Source organism: Pedobacter frigoris (genome assembly GCF_032678645.1).
GTDB lineage: Bacteria > Bacteroidota > Bacteroidia > Sphingobacteriales > Sphingobacteriaceae > Pedobacter > Pedobacter frigoris_A.
Genome location: NZ_JAVTSP010000003.1, coordinates 615,494 through 634,068 on the forward strand (window position 1 = coordinate 615,494; position 18,575 = coordinate 634,068).

10 protein-coding genes are annotated in these 18,575 nt (G+C 40.4%); 8 read left to right on the plus strand and 2 right to left on the minus strand.

From position 1 onward, the window contains the following. Positions 1-28: 28 nt before the first annotated feature. Together R2Q78_RS13075 and R2Q78_RS13080 are read right to left on the minus strand one after the other, a co-directional pair. Positions 29-1,627 (minus strand): solute:sodium symporter family transporter, encoded by a 1,599-nt coding sequence (locus R2Q78_RS13075; RefSeq protein WP_316792572.1) that lies wholly within the window; start codon positions 1,625-1,627, stop codon positions 29-31. Positions 1,628-1,636: 9 nt separating this feature from the next. Continuing rightward, positions 1,637-2,653, minus strand: a complete 1,017-nt coding sequence (locus R2Q78_RS13080) for a GntR family transcriptional regulator (protein WP_316792574.1) — start codon at positions 2,651-2,653, stop codon at positions 1,637-1,639. 226 nt (positions 2,654-2,879) lie between these two features. Here R2Q78_RS13080 and R2Q78_RS13085 point away from each other — a divergent pair, with 226 nt between their 5' ends. From R2Q78_RS13085 to R2Q78_RS13120, 8 genes are all read left to right on the plus strand, one after another. Continuing rightward, on the plus strand, positions 2,880-5,963 hold the full coding sequence (locus R2Q78_RS13085) for a TonB-dependent receptor (protein ID WP_316792576.1): 3,084 nt from the start codon (positions 2,880-2,882) through the stop codon (positions 5,961-5,963). A gap of 18 nt (positions 5,964-5,981) precedes the next feature. Beyond that, positions 5,982-7,640: a RagB/SusD family nutrient uptake outer membrane protein gene (locus R2Q78_RS13090; protein ID WP_316792578.1), complete on the plus strand. Its 1,659-nt coding sequence runs from the start codon at positions 5,982-5,984 to the stop codon at positions 7,638-7,640. A gap of 85 nt (positions 7,641-7,725) precedes the next feature. Further along, entirely contained in the window at positions 7,726-9,714 is a 1,989-nt protein-coding gene (locus R2Q78_RS13095; RefSeq protein WP_316792579.1) for a hypothetical protein, read from the plus strand. 4 nt (positions 9,715-9,718) lie between these two features. Further along, positions 9,719-11,098 carry a trehalase family glycosidase gene (locus R2Q78_RS13100; protein ID WP_316792581.1) on the plus strand — a complete coding sequence of 460 codons (1,380 nt, stop codon included), beginning with the start codon at positions 9,719-9,721 and terminating at the stop codon, positions 11,096-11,098. 112 nt (positions 11,099-11,210) lie between these two features. Then, positions 11,211-12,695 carry an arylsulfatase gene (locus tag R2Q78_RS13105; RefSeq protein WP_316792583.1) on the plus strand — a complete coding sequence of 495 codons (1,485 nt, stop codon included), beginning with the start codon at positions 11,211-11,213 and terminating at the stop codon, positions 12,693-12,695. A 433-nt stretch (positions 12,696-13,128) separates the two neighbouring features. Beyond that, positions 13,129-13,695 carry an RNA polymerase sigma-70 factor gene (locus R2Q78_RS13110; protein ID WP_316792585.1) on the plus strand — a complete coding sequence of 189 codons (567 nt, stop codon included), beginning with the start codon at positions 13,129-13,131 and terminating at the stop codon, positions 13,693-13,695. An 81-nt stretch (positions 13,696-13,776) separates the two neighbouring features. Beyond that, positions 13,777-14,916, plus strand: coding sequence for a FecR family protein (locus R2Q78_RS13115; protein WP_316792587.1), 1,140 nt, complete (start codon positions 13,777-13,779; stop codon positions 14,914-14,916). Between the two features lie 295 nt (positions 14,917-15,211). Beyond that, complete coding sequence (locus R2Q78_RS13120) at positions 15,212-18,550, plus strand: SusC/RagA family TonB-linked outer membrane protein (RefSeq protein ID WP_316792589.1); 3,339 nt, start codon at positions 15,212-15,214, stop codon at positions 18,548-18,550. Positions 18,551-18,575 lie beyond the last annotated feature (25 nt).

Consider the following 18,575-nt stretch of genomic DNA (forward strand, 5'->3'; position numbering starts at 1 on the left):
CTAGAATCTGAAGCTATCCTATTTTTACTCATTTTGCAATCCCTGTTTTAGAAAAGACTAAGAATAAAATGATCATAACTAATAATAAGAGTCCGTTAACCCAATGCCGGTTTTTCCATGGCTTTAAATCTACTGCTTGTTTGTTTTGGGCAACATAAGCGGTTTCCATAGGAAGTAATTTTCCGATAATGAGCATAATAGCAGTAGTTAGTAAAAAGAGGATGGCCAGTACATGTAGAAAGTGGATGCCTGTGTCGAACACAATTTGGGTAAGGATGTAGCCTGCAAAGCAAAATCCAAGTCCAATTTTAGCGGCAATAGGAGGTACCCGTTTTGTAACAAAGCCAACAAACATAATGGTAAAGATAGGGATGCTGAAAGCTGCATTTATCTTTTGCATAAAGGTATAAAAGCTGTCGTTAGAGAAAATGATCAGGGGCGCAATAAACATCGCCAGTAATGAAGCAAACATTTCAAATCTCTTTGAGTTTTTGAGCATATTGGCTTCTGTAACTACCATTCCTTTTTTTTCTTTGAAAGGTTTGTAGAGGTTTAAAATAAACAGGGTACTGGCGCTGTTAAGCCCAGGGGAAAAGGAGGTGATTGCTGCGCCAAAAATTACTGCTGCAATGAAACCGCTTAAAACAGGAGGAGATACATCGCTTACGACTCTTGAAAACACCTCGGTTGTGTTTTGCATGTTGCTATACAGGTGAACTGCAATGATTCCAGGTAGGATGAAGAGTAGTGGGCCAAGTAGCTTTCCTGCGCAGGCAAGTGCAATCCCTTTTTGACTGGTTTTTAGATCTGATGATGCGAGTGCTTGTTGTACAATTACCTGTTCGGTGCCCCAGTAAAAAAGGTTCATTAAGATCATTCCGGTAAAGATTGTAGAAAAGGGAACAGCATCGGCAGATGTACCTATAGAATTAAAATGTTCCGTTTTTGAGGTAAGGATGGTGTGTATGCCTAGCTGAAGGCTGCCGTTGCCCACATGACTTACTCCGAAGTAAGCCAGTAACAATGCCCCGGTAAACATACAGATCCCCAAAACAAGGTCTGAGATCACAATAGCCTTTAGTCCGCCCAAAATAGAATATAAGCTACCTACAAGACCTATGCACCAAACCAGGATCCAGATGCTGCTTGCATAGCTGATGTGCCATATGTCAGAAAAATGAAACAAGCCATTCAGGGCAACTGCACCACTGTAAAGTACAATAGGCAGCAGGTTTACCATGTAGCTGATCAGGAACACGAATGAAACCAGTTTCTTTGTGTCAGGGTCATACCTGTTTTCCAGAAAATCCGGAGTGGTAGACATGGCGCCTTTTAAATACACGGGGATTACAAACTCAGAAACAAGCAGCATGGCAAATACCGAGCTAATTCCCCAGGCCATTACCGTCATGTTGTTCACGTAGACTGATTCACTGCTGCCTACAAATTCTGCGGCGCTGATGTTCGTGAAAAACAAGGCACTCCCTACAGCGGTAAAACTTAAGGTACGGTTGGCCAGAAAAAGACCAGCGGATGTGGTAATTTTATGCTTTCTGGTTTTGAACCAGGAAATAACCCCTACAAGGAAGGTGACAACAATAAAGGTGATAAAGGCTGTTGTATTCATCTGAGCAGGTTAAAGCGATTTTCTTCGGATCAGTAGAGTAGGAATAGTTTCCTGTACTCTTTCCTTTTTCAATACCGCTTGTGCCACTTTTATGCCCATTAAAGAGAAATCGGCAGAGTAGGTGGTGATGCCGCCGCCAATGATTTCTTTAACCACCTCGTCGTTATGTGACAAGATGCCGATATCTTTGCCTGGCTGTAATCGTTTTGCTTCGCAATCTTTCAGTATTTTCCATATTTCTGAGTTGTTTAGGGTGAAATAAACCTTTCCCTTTTCTACGCTTCCGGGTTCATATTCGTGTAAGATCCTGGTGTTGACCTTGAAATCTTTAGTGAATCTCTTAAATGCTTTAATAATCTCAACCGGATCCAGAGAGCCGGGTATATGGAAAAAGATCATTTCATCAAATTTCTTTATAGTTTCTACCAGTTCTGCCAATATCGCGTAGGTAGACTGTTCAAATTCCTGCGTAATGTAATTGAACTCACCTTTAAGTGGTTCGTAGCGATCAAACATAATGAACTTATTGCTGGGTAGCATCTCCAGCAGGTGTTTGGTTTTGGGGTGAGGTATCGGAGAAATCACGTACATACCATACTTACCTTTAATCATATCCAGCATGGTTTCGAACATGGTGATGTTGCCATGGTGAAAAAAAACATCGATATGTACATTTGGACCGAGTTCGTTTCTGAAGTTTCGGTAAAATTGTTCCTGAAAGGAGTCGATCAGGTACATAAGTAGCGCCACCTTTAAAGTTTGTTCCGTGTCGTCATTTGCAACAAAGTATCCGAGTCTGTTTTTTGATTCTACAATTCCACGGCTGATGAGCTCTCGGTAGCCTTTCATTACGGTTTCCCTTGCAAAGCCAAGCTTTTTGATCAGGACATTTATAGAGGGTAGTGCCTCTCCCTTGGAAATGATTCTTTCGTCGATAGCATTAATTATGCCTTGTACAAATTGCTCGTGTTTGGAGTAAGAAGGTACTTCGTCAAGTTCCTGTATTTTTTCAAAGATGGTCATCATATTGGTAGTTTGGACTACACTAGTCTATAGGTGTAAAAAATGTTTTTTATCTCTTTTTTTACAAGGTAATAATTTTTTTATTAATCATTAGACATAAAATAAGGTAGTTGTGAAACTAAAATTTGCAATTATAAAAAAACTTCCTTTATATTTACTTAATTATAGAACAGTATAGACTAGACTAATAGCTATGCTGTACTGTTACTAACCAAAAATAAAACCAAATATGAATGTGAAACTTACTATCAAAAAGGTAGGCTATCCTGATTCGCTCCGGAAAAAGCTTATGCTATTACTGCTCTTTTTTGTTTTTTATGTCCATGCATTTGCTCAACAGCAGATCACAGGAAAGGTAACGGACAATAATATTGGCTTACCAAATGCCACGGTAAGGGTAAAGGGAACCCAGCTGGGTACCAAAACAGATGGCGAGGGGAAATTTAAACTGAATGTCCCGGATAATGCGGTACTAATTTTTAGCTATATCGGATTTACAGATCAAGAGATCGCCCTGAATGGCAAGAAGCACATTGAAGTGCAACTTATGGAAGCAGCTGGCTCCGGACTTAATGAAATTGTGGTTGTGGGCTACGGCACCAAGAAACGTGCAAACCTGACCGGAGCTGTCGCCACCATTAGTGGTGCGGAATTGGCAAAATCACCATCAACGAACCTCACCAATTCTATTGCAGGCCAGGTTCCAGGGCTGATTGTAAATGCCAGAAGCGGCGAGCCGGGTAACGACAATGCGGATGTGTTTGTTCGTGGAAAGAGCACACTTGGTAATTCAAGTGCTTTGGTGGTTATCGACGGAATTCCAGATAGGTCAGGAGGTTTCGCCAGGTTAAATCCGGCCGATGTAGAATCATTTACCGTGATTAAAGATGCAAGCGCTGCTATTTATGGTGCCAGATCAGCCAATGGAGTTATTCTGATTACCACAAAAAGAGGTAAGTCTGGTAAGCCGGTACTTACGCTTGGAACCAACTGGGCTACAACAGAACCAACCCGTGTTCCTCAGATGCTTAATTCTTACCAGTATGCGCAGGCTACAAATGAATATGATGCCCTGGTGGGGCAGCAGCTTACCTGGAAGCCGGAGGATATTGAAAAATTCCGTGATGGTTCTGATCCATTGGGTCGTCCAAACAGCAATTGGTGGGATGCTGTAATGAAGAAACGTGCATTACAACAAAATCATATCATGTCTTTAAGTGGAGGCACAGACAAGCTGAGCTATTTCTTTTCTGGTCAGCATCAGAAACAAGATGGGATTTACAGACGAGATGCTGCCTATTACAAACAAGATCAGGCAAGGGCTAATGTGGATGTAAATGTGACCGATAACTTTAAGATTGGTGTAGACGTATCTTATCGCAATGAATTCCGCAATGCAGCGAAACCAGGTTATGATGCAGGAGGTATTTTTAGAGAACTGTGGCTAGCCTATCCTTATCTGACGCCAATTTATCCTAATGGGCGTGTGGGTGTAGGTATTGGTGGTGGCCCGGATAACAGTATGGTATACATTACCTCGGGTGAGGCAGGATATCAGCGTTTTACAACTGACTATCTGCAAACCAAGGCTTCATTTAGCTGGAAGCTGGATAAGGTTACTCAAGGACTTTTTGTAGATGGTTATTATGCTTATGACAAGACCATATCAAAAACGAAGTCTTTCACCAAAACGCCACCGCCGGCGTATAGGTATGATCCTGTTACAAAAGATTATGTAAAGGTGAGCTCATCAATAGCGCCATCACTTTTTGAACAAAGAGGTGACATTGGACAGGGACTGCTCAATTTAAAACTGGGTTATTCAAAATCCATCAGCGACCACACATTTGACGCTTTTGTAGCCTTCGAAAGCTTTAAAGGAAACACCGATATCATAAACGCTTCAAGGTCAAACTTCCTAAGTAATAGTCTTGATCAGTTGTTTGCAGGGAGCCTTATTGGTCAGCAAAATAATTCTAATGCTGCAAAAGCTGCCCGTATCAATTACATTAGTCGATTGTCTTACAACTATAAGAGTAAGTACTTGATTGATTACACCATGCGTTATGATGGGTCGCAAAACTTTCCCGAAGGAAAACGCTATGGGTTTTTCCCAGGGGTTTCTGCAGGATGGCGTATTTCTCAGGAAGATTTCTTTAAATCAGATGTGATTAATGAATTGAAATTAAGGGCATCGTGGGGCAGAACAGGTAACGATATTGTGAGCGCTTTCAATTACCTGCAAACTTATCTGCTGGGTACAGGTTATGGTTATTCATTGGGATCGGGGGCTTCGCAGGTTTCCTCACTAGTGCTTGGACCAACCCCAAATCCTAACATTACCTGGGAGTTGGCTACCACTACCGACATCGGCTTAGAATCGCAGTTCTTTAATGGCAAGCTGGGCGTTAATGTAGATGTGTTCAGGTCTATGCGTTCCAATATCCTGATCACCAGGAGTGAATCTGTTCCCGGGTATACCGGACTGGTCCTGCCGAATGAAAACCTGGGAAAAGTATTGAACCGTGGTATTGAGCTTGAAGCAACGCATAATAATACCATAGGTAATTCCTTTTCTTATAACATTAGAGGTAACATCACTTTTGCCAGAAATAAGGTGATTTTTATGGATGAAGCAGCAAATATCCCATCATATCAGCGCAAAACAAATATTCCTGTCGACGCATGGTTCTTGTATCAATCAGATGGTATTTATCAAAACCAACAGGAAGTAGATAATAGTCCGCATCCTGCCGGTACAAAGCCTGGCGACATCAGATATAAGGATGTAAATGGTGATGGGGCTATAAACGACCTTGATAAAGTGAGGATGCCACTGGTACGTACGCCAGAGCTTATGTTTGGTTTGGCTTTGGGAGGATCATGGAAAAACATAGATGCGTCCGTTTTCTTCCAGGGACAGGCCAGGGCAAAATCATACTTGGCGCCTGCAGGCTTAAACATGGTGACCGAATTCTTTGACCAGAGGTGGCAAAAACCTGGTGACACGAAGTATCCAAGAAACTTTAGTGGCCCAACAGGAAGAACTTTTGGGGTAAATACTCTTGAATCTGATCTGTGGTTAAGGGATGCTTCATTTGTAAGGCTGAAAAATGTAGAATTGGGATATACTTTGCCAAAATCGGTGTCCGAAAGGTTAAAGATGCAGGGTGTAAGGATTTATGTCAGCGGTACAAATCTCTTTTCTATCGACAAGTTCGGGCCGTCATTTGATCCGGAAGTGCCAAACAACTCAGGGCAATACTATCCGCAACAGCGTTTGATCAATATTGGTGCAAACATCACTTTTTAAAAACTTATAAAGCATATCATGAAATTGAACATAAATAATTTTAAAATCAACAGCGCTGCTTTACTCGTTTGCACTGCGTTGATATTTGGAGGATGCAAAAAGGCATTAGACCTGCAACCTCTGGACTCTTATTCTGAAAAGGATGTCTGGTCGGATCCCAAATTGGCCCAGGTTTTTGTGAACAATATTTATAACGCAACAGTACTGGCCTACCAAGATGGGGGTTTTGGCTGGGCAGCGCAAACCGATGAGCTTTACGGAAACTTTAACTGGACCAATGAAAACTTATACGTGCGCGGAGAAGCGACACCGGATAACCAGAGTTCCGGTTCTTTGAACCATTGGAATAAAATGTATGCCTCTATCCGTTCCAGCAATATTTTCTTCACCAATATAGAGAAGATAACCGGAGCCGAGACTGCAGTAAATACCATGAAAGGGGAAGTCCATTTTTTAAGAGCATTGGCTTATTTTGAGCTGCTTAAAAGATTTGGAGGGGTGCCACTTATTGCAAAAGTTTATGATGTGAATGACAGGACCTTTGATGAAAAAAGAGCCAGCTGGACCGAGACTAAAGACTTTATACTTACAGATATTGCTGAAGCATTAAAAACATTGCCAGCGGTTTATTCCAACAACCCAGATAAAGGACGCGCAACAGCAGGAGCAGCACTGGCCTTAAAGTCGAGACTATTGTTGTATGCCGCAAGTCCGTATTTTAATAAAAGCAATGACAGGAAATTGTGGGAAGATGCTAAACTGGCCGCAAAAGCAGTGATCGATTTTACAGGAGTAAAGTATGCTTTGTATGGCAATGCAGCCGATGGTACTTATAATAAAACCTTTCTTGATTTCTTTAATCCGGAAATTATTTTTGGGAGGGTATATAGTGGTTTGGTGAAAGCTGACAGGTACAATACGGTAAGCAGAGATTTAAGTCCGAATGGCTATAATGGCTACAGTGCGTACAATGTTGTTCAGCAGATGGTGGATGATTTTGAGATGGCCGATGGTACAAAGTTTAGCTGGAGCAATCCTGAGCAGGCAAAAAATCCATACCTGAACAGGGAACCGAGATTTTATGAGACCATATTGGCAAACAATCAGCAATTTAAGGGAAGATTGACTGGCTTTTTTGAAGGAGGAAATGATTCTCCGCAAAGTCCTTATTCGCCATGGAATGCTTCTAAAACCGGGTATTGCGTGAGGAAAATGGTAGACGAAACCCATGACTGGAATGTTCAGGATTATGATGCTACACAATGGGCAGTTTTCAGATTGTCTGAAATTTATCTGAACTATGCAGAGGCTTGTTCAGCACTGGGAGAAGATGGAGAGGCACTGACTTATCTGAACAAAATAAGAACAGAGAAGGCGGGTTTGCCAGCGGTTAGTGGTGCAGGAACAGCATTAATGGAAAAAATAAGACATGAGCGCAGAATTGAATTGTGTTTTGAGGGACATCGTTATTTTGACATTAGAAGGTGGGGGATTGCTGAGATTGGTTCAGAAGATGCGAAGGGTGTGATTATCAGAAAGCAAAGCAATGGCACGTTTACGTATGAGTTAATCACGGTTCAGGAACGCACGTGGGTGCCAAGTTTTTATTATTACCCAATTCCAAGAAGCGAAAGGCAAAAGAATCCAGCTATAGCACAGAATCCAGATTACAAATAAATTTAACACCAACACATTCATCATCCTGAAATAAATTCAGGATTGGTTTTAGGATGACGAATGTTTATTTAATACCTAATTTAATATGAAATATTTCCCTATAAAAAGTTTATTGTTTTTCCTGTTTCTCCTGTACGGCGTTATTGATGCGAATGGACAAAACCTACGATGGCACTTGGTGAAAAACGGAGGTATAGAATGGACCGTAAAAAAAGGTGCTGCCCATACCGATCAGATTGAAATGAGTGGGAAACAGATTTCAGCAATAATTACTTATGGCGTAGATGATAAAGGTAATTTCATATTAAAAAGGAAACTGGTGTTCCCAATGCTGCGCATTATTCCTAATGATACACGGGGAAGTCTGATTAGGGATTTTGATCATACTATACCGTCAGTATCCATAAACGGGAAAGCAATAGAAGAGCAGCCTGATGCAATTTCATTTAATGGCACTATAAAAGTGAGATCGGCTATTGGAACGATAAGCTTGTCGCACGCGCTTTTTCCATCGGTTGATAAACCTGCATTTATTGAACAATGCACCTTTAAAAACAAGGGAACAAAGTCTGTTGAAATTACCATTCCGGAATTAGACAGGACTGACAGTACAAAGAAAAGCGAAGGGGTTTATGGAACTTACCTGTTAAATACTAAAATCTACGGTTCAGGAAAATTCACCTTAAAACCGGGCGATGAGCAGGTATATGCCATTGTTCATGCCGCCAGAAAAACCTCCGATCAGGCTTATGATTTCTCTTCTGAATACGAATCCTTAAAACGCAAAAAATTCATTACTGAAATTACCCAAGAGCTGGTGTTAAAAACTCCGGATGATACCCTGAACCAGATGTTCTCATTTGCAAAGATCAGAGCTTCCGAAAGTATTTTTGATACCAAAGGAGGGCTGATGCACAGTCCGGGTGGCGGCTCTTATTATGCAGGAATCTGGGCAAATGACCAGGCAGAATATATGAATCCGCTATTCCCGTTTTTAGGTTATGCTGCAGGAAACGAAAGTGCGATGAACAGCTTTCGGATGTTTGCAAAATACATGAACGAGCAGTACAAGCCCATTCCGAGTTCCATTATTGCAGAGGGGGAAGGAATGTGGAATGGGGCGGGAGATCGTGGAGATATGGCTATGATTGCCTATGGTGCATCAAGATTTGCGCTTGCTTATGCCGATACTGCCGAAGCGCGGAAATTGTGGCCGCTAATAGAATGGTGCCTGGAGTTTTCGAGAAGGAAGAAAAGTGCTGATGGTGTAATCGCATCCGATTCAGATGAATTGGAGGGTAGGTTTCCTGCTGGGAAAATAAACTTGTCGACCAATACACTTGCTTATGGTGCACTGATCAGTGCTTCGGATCTTGCAGCTACGCTGGGCGAGAACGCTGTGTCGAAAAAACTTGCTAAGGAAGCTATTGCATTGAGAACAGCCATTGAGAAGTATTTTGGTGCAAAAGTACAGGGGTTCAATACCTATCGTTATTTTGATGGAAATGATAAACTAAGGTCATGGATAGGTATGCCATTAGTAATGGGATTATATACCAGAAAAGCAGAAACTGCAAAAGCACTGCTCTCAAAGCATTTGTGGACCAAAGATGGTATGCTTACTGAATCGGGATCGAAGACGTTTTGGGACCGATCACTTTTATATGCCGTTCGGGGATTGTTTAATGCAGGCATAACCGATACCACGCTGAAATACCTGAAATATTATACCTCAAAACGTTTGCTTGGTGAGCATGTGCCTTATGCTGTTGAGGCCTGGCCAGAGGGAGATCAGCGTCATTTAGCGGCAGAGAGTGGTTTGTATTGCAGAGCGATAACAGAAGGATTGTTTGGGATGCAACCTAAAAGCTTTAAGTCATTTTTATTGATGCCTTATCTTCCAGCAGGTTGGAAAGAAATGTCGCTAAATCATATCAGGGCTTTTAATGAAGATTTTAACATTACGGTAGTTAGGTCTGGTCAGAAACTAAAAATTATTGTAGAACAAGCCGGTAGTAAAAAGCAGGAAATCAACTGGGACGGATTAAAAGCAGTAGAAATAAACTTATATTAAACACATGAAAAGAAACCTTTTTGTATACTTATTGCTTTGCCTTTGCTGCAGTGCATATGCCCAAAATGGCGGAGTAACTTTTACATCATCGGATGCTGCATTGCAGACTGCCTTCGGTAGGGCGAAAGAAATGGCCTTAAGCTATAAAGGAAAACCAGGTGATCCGGTGGGCCCATGGTATGAATCGGCATTGCCACCCAGATCAGCATTTTGCATGCGCGATGTTGCACATCAGAGCATTGGTGGAGAGATTTTAGGATTAAACAAGGAGAACAAAAATATGCTCAGGCTATTTGTGAGCAATATCTCGGCATCAAAAGACTGGTGTTCTTACTGGGAAATTAACCATTTGGGCAAACCTGCGGTTGAGGATTACCGTAATGATAAGGAGTTCTGGTATAACCTGAATGCGAACTTTGATGTGTTGACAGCGAACTGGAAATTGTATTTGTGGACCGGTGATGAAGAATACATTAAAGGAGCTGCTTTTGAAAATTTTCATGAAAAGTCTGTTACTTCATTTATTGACAGTTGGGTATTGCAGGCTGATTCATTATTGAGCCGGCCCACCCATCCAAATGCACCTGTGCCTTTTAATGATGAAGATTCCTTTCATCGCTGTCGCGGTTTACCTTCTTATTCTGAAGGTGTACCCAATATTAAAATGGGAGTAGATTTGATAGCAGCAATATACCGAGGGCTGATGTCGTACGCCTCGATGCTCGATGTGAAAGGTAAGTCTGAGGAAGCCAAATTGTACAGGGAAAAAGCTGCAACATATCAGAAAAGCATAGATGATTTGTGGTGGAACGAATCTGCTTCACTTTATAACACCTATTATTCGACTGACCACAAGTTTGGAATGGAAGAAGGAGAAACCTTTTTGCTGTGGTTTGATGCATTGAAAGATGGCGATAGAAAAGAAAAGACAATACAGCACTTATTGTCTAAGGATTGGAATGTAGAAAACCTGTCGTACTTTCCATTGATCATGTATCAGAATGGACAAGCCGAAAAGGCTTACAACTATATGCTTCACTTGACCAATCCTGAAACGAAAAGAAGGGAATATCCTGAGGTATCGTATGGGGTAGTTAAAGGTTTTGTAGAAGGATTAATGGGTTTAGAAGCAGATGCGAGATTTGATCGCATCACGACTTTATATCGAGGTAAAAAAGGGAGTATATCGGAGATTAAAGATGTACCTGTGCTGAAGACATTGATTACGGTGAAGCATGTAGGGAATAAAAGATCCAGACTAACTAATAACGGTAAAAAGAAAATCTTGTGGCAGCCCAGGTTTATAAATGATCAGGGAAAATTGATTATTAAAACTGCAGTTTGGGTGCAACCGAAAGCTTTTAAAGAAATTAGCCACATCTAAATTGAAGTGATAGATTGATGTTTCAGTCTGAGTACGATGAAGTGTGGTTTAAATATTAGATGAATATATTGTAATGATTAGATTTTTAAATGCTAAGGTTATTTGTTTTCTTATGGCACTAACACCAGGCTTGGTGGTGGCGCAAAAACGGGAATCCAAACCTAATGTGATTGTTATCTACGCCGATGATTTGGGTTATGGAGATGTGGGGGTATATGGTGCTACAAAAATAAAAACGCCGAATTTGGATCGTTTGTCCAAGAGCGGCATTCGTTTTACAAATGCACATTCCTCTTCGGCAACATGTACACCTTCTCGTTATGCTTTGATGACAGGTAATTATCCCTGGCGGGTTAAGGGAACTGAAATTTTATCTGGTGATGCGGCTTTGATTGTCCCTTTGGACAAAATTACCTTGCCTAAGCTGTTCAAGAATGCAGGCTATAATACTGGTATTGTCGGGAAATGGCATTTGGGTTTAGGTAAGGGAGTTAAAAAGGACTGGAGCACCAGGGTTTCGCCTGGACCCAATGAAATAGGTTTTGACTATTCTTTCATTTTTCCGGCAACAGCAGATAGGGTGCCTACAGTTTTTATGGAAAATCAGTGTGTAGTGGCTCTAGATCCTAATGACCCTATTGAGGTCGATTATCGAAATAAGGTGGGCAATGATCCAACCGGAAAAGACAATCCTGAATTGTTAAAGATGAAAGCATCTCCGGATCATGGTCATGACAATACGATTGTAAATGGAATTGGTAGGATTGGTTTTATGAGTGGTGGACACAGTGCAAGGTGGGTGGATGAGGAAATTTCTACTACCTTTTTAGCCATGGCTAAAAACTATATGAAACGAAATGCTGATCGGGCATTTTTCCTGTATCTTCCGGTGACAGAGCCTCATGTTCCAAGAATGCCAGCTACAATGTTTAAGGGCAAGAGTGGGCTTGGTTACCGTGGTGACGCAATTTTGCAGCTAGACTGGACAGTTGGTCAACTTCTGGATGAGGTGGAGGCACTGGGGATTAAAGAGAATACGATTATTGTTTTTAGTAGTGATAACGGTCCGGTATTGAATGATGGGTATCAAGACGGAGCAGTAACGCAACGAAATGGTCATCTGCCGGCGGGAGTTTTACGAGGTACTAAAGGCAGCGTTTTTGAAGCCGGAACTCGGATTCCTTTTATGATATCAGGGCCTAACATTGCAAAAGGTAAGGTGTCTGATGCACTTATTGGACAAATCGATCTTTTGGCTTCGTTTTCTAATCTGTTGAAACAAAACGTGCCTATAAGTGAGGCAAAGGATAGTCAAGATTTATGGAGTACGCTGTCTGGAGCTACAAAAACTGGCCGCAAAATCTATGTGGAGCATTCGGAAGGTTTGGCACTTGTTAAAGGGGATTGGAAATACATTGAACCTAATGCTGGAGTTTCTTATAGAAAGTCAACGGACACTGAAACTGGTAATTCTCCAGAACCGCAATTGTACAATTTAGCAGAGGATATTGCAGAGAAAAATAATCTTGCTAAAAAGTTTCCTGATAAATTGATAGAGTTGCAGAAATTATTGCAACTAGAAAAGGATAAGAAATAATTGATGATGTGTTAGTGGAGATTCCGCTGATTCAGTTCTTCCTCATTTTTGTTGGTTGAACCCTAAGCGTGTATTTTGGAGATAGTGGATCTTGTCTAGTGTATGTATCTTGTCAGAACAAGTATCTTATTTATTGCTGAAGCCCCATAGGAATGTGTTGTACAGAATTTTTACATGATTCCATTGACTGTATTACTCACAAATTTAAAACGTCCGTCGAAATGAAATTCTTAGTTTAATACCTGTGTAGTCAAAAAAACATCGGTATTGATCAATATTGGAATAGTTTAAATGTTAGGTTATAAGTAATTTGCATGCTTGTAGTTTTTTTACAGATTTAAATTGCGAATTATATAGAACCAAGTTTATCTTTTTAGATGGTTTCGTTTAATATTTGTTGTGAAAGAAGATTTAGGGATATTCCACCATGTTGATGTATTGTAAGCTCAATGATCAAGAATTAATTTCCCTGCTTAAGGAGGGGGATGAACTTGCGTACACAGAAATTTACAACAGATATAAAAGGCTCTTGCAAAATCATGCCTATAAAAAACTGGGTGATTTTGAAGAAGTAAAAGATGTACTACAGGAGCTTTTTGCAAATCTCTGGACAAAAAGAGCTGAAATATCTGTAACCATCAACTTGTCAGGATACCTTTATACTGCACTCAGAAACAGAATTTTCAACATAGCTGCACACCAAAAGGTAGCCTCAAAATATGTAGAGTCGCTTCAAAACTTTATAAATGAAGAACATTGTATCGCAGATCATTTGATCAGGGAAAAAGAGTTCACCTTGCTGATACAAAAGGAAATTGAAGCCTTACCACTCAGGATGAGAGAAGTTTTTGAGTTGAGCAGGAAATCTGGCTTATCTCATAGAGAGATTGCCAATCAATTGGATATCTCAGAACAGACCGTATCCAAACAAATCACCAATGCGCTGAAGATCTTAAGGGTGAGATTGGGCATATTATGGATCCTGATTTTTCTATTTTAATTTTTTTTCATTTTCATCTACCTGTTACACCTACCCTTAGCTGTCTTAGTATTGAATAAGGAATAAATCGCCTTTGAATTTATGAGAGAACAAAACGCTAAGGAATTACTAAGGAAATATATTGCAGGAAACTGTACCGAAGAAGAGAAGGGTTTGCTAGAAACCTGGTATCTCCAGTATGAAGTAAAGGATCTTTCCCAAGTATCAGAAGAAGAGAAGGAAAAGCAACTGGATGAAGTTTTCAGTTCCTTACCTATTCACCACAGTTCTAGCCGTAGAATTTCTTTATGGCCGCGTATTGCTGCCGCTGCGGCGGTCTTAATTATCCTAGGCTCTGGTTTTTATTTTTATCGTCATAAACTCGCAAAGGAAGAGCTTGTGCAGCATGAGTATGTTAATGACATTAAACCAGGGAGGAATAAGGCTATACTTACTCTTGCCGATGGTCGTAACATTACGTTAGATGATGCCGCAAATGGTAGTATAGCTAAACAAGCAGGCATAACTATCTCTAAAACAAAGGATGGTCAGTTGGTGTATGAGGTAATTGCGAATGCAAATGAAGATATTGATGCTCCATATTCTTTGAATACCATAACAACTCCCAAAGGGGGGCAGTATCAGATCAGTTTGCCTGATGGAAGTAAAGTCTGGTTAAATGCGGCATCATCATTAAGCTATCCGCTGAGATTTAATAAAAAGGAACGAAAGGTGGCGCTTACGGGTGAAGCTTATTTTGAAGTGGCCCATAATAAGGTAACACCATTTAAAGTTAAAACCGCTACTCAGGAGGTGGAAGTATTAGGCACTCATTTTAATGTTAATGCTTATCAGGATGAAAAAAGTGCCAAAACTACTTTGCTGGAAGGAAGTGTTAAAATCTCTCAAATTCAATCTAATGTTTCTAAACTGTTAAAACCTGGCCAACAGGCAATAGTAACCAATACCATTAGTGTGGTAGATGTTGACTTAGAGGAATCCATTGCATGGAAAGATAATCTGCTTATGTTCAATGAGGATAACCTGGATCATATTATGCGCATGATTGCCAGATGGTATAATGTTGAAATTGTTTTTAACGATGATAGCCTTAAAACAGAATTGTATAGTGGCTCGGTGTCAAAGTTTGCCAATGTTTCTCATGTATTAAAGAAACTTGAACAGCTTGGGGGAGTGCGCTTTACTATTGTTGACAGAACAATAAAGATCAGCAGAAATTAAGCTTCCAAAAGCTTAAAAATAAATATGAACCACAAATGATTTAATATAACCAAATACTAAACAAACAGAAATTATGAACATTCAGAAAGAAAAAACAGAGCCTTAGCGGCAGAAAAGCCTGAATAGAAAAAAACCAGCATCCGAGTGCAATCGGAATGCTGGTAATACTGTTCAGGTAGCCCAAAATTGTCAAGAAACAACATTTTAAAGCTTAATCTTAAACATTCAAATGTATAAAAATTCTACAAAATTTATATGCAGGCCCCGGCCGTATATATTTAAATTCCTACTAGTTATGAAACTAGCTACAGTTATACTATTAGCAGCAATCATGCAGGTAAGCGCAAATGGCTTTGCGCAGCGGTTAACCCTGAACCAGGGAAATGTAACCCTAAGCACGGTATTTAAGGAAATCAGGAAACAAACAGGTTATAATGTTTTATGGAAGCCGGATAAATTGAATGCCAATAATACCATTGTGGCCAATTTTAGCAACGTTCCCTTAGATAAGGTGATGGAGCAAGTTCTCTATGGAAAGAATCTGACCTATACCATCGATGAGAAAACTATCATTATTAAACCTTTGCCCCCAATAATTAAGGTGGCACAAGAGGTAATTACAGTTACAGGAACCGTAACAGAAAAGGGAAGTAACTTACCACTAGCTGGTGTTAGTGTGGTTTCGGTTGAAGACAATAAGAATGGAACTACTACCAATGCCAGTGGTAATTTTGAAATTAAAGTACCGGCTAACAGTAAGTTGTTGTTTAGAATGCTCGGGTTTCAGGAGGTAGCGGTAGTGGCAAAAGCTCGCCTTAATATTGAAATGGAGTTAATGATCAAAGAACTTGAAGAAGTTGTAATAGGTTACGGAAAGCAGCAAAAGGACCTGGTTACAAGTTCCGTTGTGACCATGAAAATGGATGAAGCCAAAAGATCTATCCCAACGACAACTTTAGGAAACTTGCTGGCCGGTCAAATGGCGGGCGTAAGGGTGAATACTCCTGCAGGTCGTGCCGGGACAGCTCCTGGGATTAGGATTCGAGAAAAATCTTCTTTTAACAATCAAGATGTATTATATGTTATCGATGGTTTAGTTACCGGGGCAGGGGATTTTAATAACTTGAGTCCCAATGATGTTGACAATATCACTGCGCTGAAAGATGCCGCTGCTACCGCTGCATATGGGGCACGGGCTTCAGGTGGTGTAATTGTCGTTACCACCAGACGTGGAGAAAGGAATCAGAGAGCTAAGATCAATTATTCATTTAATACCGGCTTTGATAAAAGGGGGAAAAATGCAGAAAGAACTAGTGCAATTGAAACTGGAGAAATCTACAACCGCCTTAATCCGACGGCACCTGATCGCTGGACTCAATCAGATTTTGATTACTTCAAAAACATCAACAACGGTTGGGGATATGACATTATAGAATACATTTGGCAGGATCCTTCTATTACCACACATAACCTCAGTGCATCAGGCGGTACAGACAAGCTTAGTTATTTTGTAGGTGGTTCTTATGTAAAGCAGAACGCTTTTCAGAAAAATACATCTTTCGATAAATATAATTTTCGTGTTAACCTTACGGCCGATATTACTAAAAATTTAACTTTATTTGCCGGAGTTTCTGCAAACAATAACCTCACTGAAAGACCTCCTGGAAATAATGAAACTGATGATTACCGTGCAGAATTACTAAGGCAGCCATATCAGCCGGTTTGGACTGATGCAGGTAACCCTATTGCTTTTGATTGGCATAACCTGGGGGCAGAAATGAGGGGAGATGGAGGGTATTCGAAAGAGAATTTCTTAAAGCCAGTGATTAACTTGAAAGGAACATATAAAATTTCTTTGATCGATGGTCTTAGTGCTTCTGCTCAATACATCAGGGCATTCGACAATTATCGTGGCAAGAATTATTTTAAACGCTATAATTTGTGGGTAATGAAAACCTTCGACACACCCAAACAGATCAGCACTAAGGAATCCGACAAGCTAACGACAAAACCGTCGGGGCATAATTCAGAATATCTTTCTGAAAACTATACCTGGGGTGATGCGACTCAGCTAAATTTTCAATTGAACTATGACCATACTTTCGCAGAGAAACACCATGTGCAAGGATGGCTTACTTATGAAAAAGCACAAAATAAAGGTGGTGGTTTAAATGGAACCCGCGAAAGGTTCCCTGTGATCTATACGGATCAATGGTGGGCTACCAGTGGTGACCGTGTTGATTCTTTTGTTGGAGGGAATACAGAGCAAACTACCGGACGAAAATCATACGTTGGCCAGCTCTTTTATGATTACAGTGCTAAATACCTGGCTAGTTTTACCTTCCGTTACGATGGGTCGTATAAATTCGCTCCTGAAAACCGATGGGGATTTTTTCCTTCAGGTTCAGTGGGTTGGGTGGTCTCTCGTGAAAGCTTTTTCAAGAATACAAAAGGAATTGATATGCTAAAAATAAGGGCTTCTGTCGGCACCACCAGTGCAGATAATGTGGCTGCTTGGCAGTATCAAGAAAAGTATGGAAATGATAATTCTGCTTATTTTGGGAGCACCCCTAGCAACAATGTTGGTGTTGGGTATGGAGGAATGGTTAATCCCGATATCACCTGGGAAAAAACACGAACGTATAATGTTGCTGTTGACGTAAATTTCTTGAGCCATTTTAATGCGACTGCAGAGTATTTCAAAACAAGAACCTATGACATTCTTATTGGTAGGGTTGCACAGGTGCCTCCAACTTTTAGCCGTTCACTACCTTCATCAAACTATGGCGAATATAAGTCAGACGGTGTTGAATTCACATTGGGCTACCAGAAAAAAACCAGTAATCTGAATTACTATGCAAACGTGAATGCCAGTTATGCAAATGCAGTTCCGATTTATAAAGATCAAAACATTACCTATCCATATCAAAATGAATTAAATCAATCCAGTTCAAGGGTAATCACCTATGTAAATACAGGCATGCTTCGTACACAAGCTGATTTGGATGCTTTTGTTGCTGCCAATCCGAATTATAAATTCCATGGCAGGGCACCTGCTTTAGGCCAGCTAACTTATGCCGATCTGAGTGGTAAAGAGGGCAAACCTGATGGTATTGTTGATGACTGGGATCAAACTGTTGTTAAAAAAAATAGCAACCCTATTTCATTGGGTTTAAATTTAGGTTTTGAATGGAAAGGATTTAACCTAGATGCAAGTTTTGCCGGTAACCTTCATACTTATAGAATGGTGAATGGCCTTGTTGATGGGAATGTAGAATGGAACCGCATGTGGAGGCCATGGGCTTATGATGCCTGGACACCTGAAAATCCAAATGCTTCACTGCCTAGACGTTATTCTGCAAATGATGGAACCAATTGGGTGACCAATGCTCCAAGTACTTTTTGGTTGAAAAGAGCTGATTTTTTAAGATTACGCATGTTAAACATTGGGTATTCACTCCCTTCTAGTGTTACCAATAAAATCGGTATTGGCGGCTTGAAGTTTTATTGCAGTGGATCCAATCTGTTTATCGTTAGTGGGTTCAATAAGAAATATTACGACCCGGAAATGGGAGGGGGCTTTAGCTATCCTTTAATGAAGTCTTTCAATTTTGGGGTCAATTTATCGCTTTAAATTATTAACAACAAACTTTAAGAAA

Coding starts and splice junctions, on each gene's coding strand:
- R2Q78_RS13100 (WP_316792581.1), top strand. CDS start 9,719: ATGAAAAGAAACCTTTTTGTATACTTATTGCTTTGCCTTTGCTGCAGT.
- R2Q78_RS13095 (WP_316792579.1), top strand. CDS start 7,726: ATGAAATATTTCCCTATAAAAAGTTTATTGTTTTTCCTGTTTCTCCTG.
- R2Q78_RS13115 (WP_316792587.1), top strand. CDS start 13,777: ATGAGAGAACAAAACGCTAAGGAATTACTAAGGAAATATATTGCAGGA.
- R2Q78_RS13105 (WP_316792583.1), top strand. CDS start 11,211: ATGGCACTAACACCAGGCTTGGTGGTGGCGCAAAAACGGGAATCCAAA.
- R2Q78_RS13075 (WP_316792572.1), bottom strand. CDS start 1,627: ATGAATACAACAGCCTTTATCACCTTTATTGTTGTCACCTTCCTTGTA.
- R2Q78_RS13090 (WP_316792578.1), top strand. CDS start 5,982: ATGAAATTGAACATAAATAATTTTAAAATCAACAGCGCTGCTTTACTC.
- R2Q78_RS13080 (WP_316792574.1), bottom strand. CDS start 2,653: ATGATGACCATCTTTGAAAAAATACAGGAACTTGACGAAGTACCTTCT.
- R2Q78_RS13120 (WP_316792589.1), top strand. CDS start 15,212: ATGAAACTAGCTACAGTTATACTATTAGCAGCAATCATGCAGGTAAGC.
- R2Q78_RS13085 (WP_316792576.1), top strand. CDS start 2,880: ATGAATGTGAAACTTACTATCAAAAAGGTAGGCTATCCTGATTCGCTC.
- R2Q78_RS13110 (WP_316792585.1), top strand. CDS start 13,129: ATGTATTGTAAGCTCAATGATCAAGAATTAATTTCCCTGCTTAAGGAG.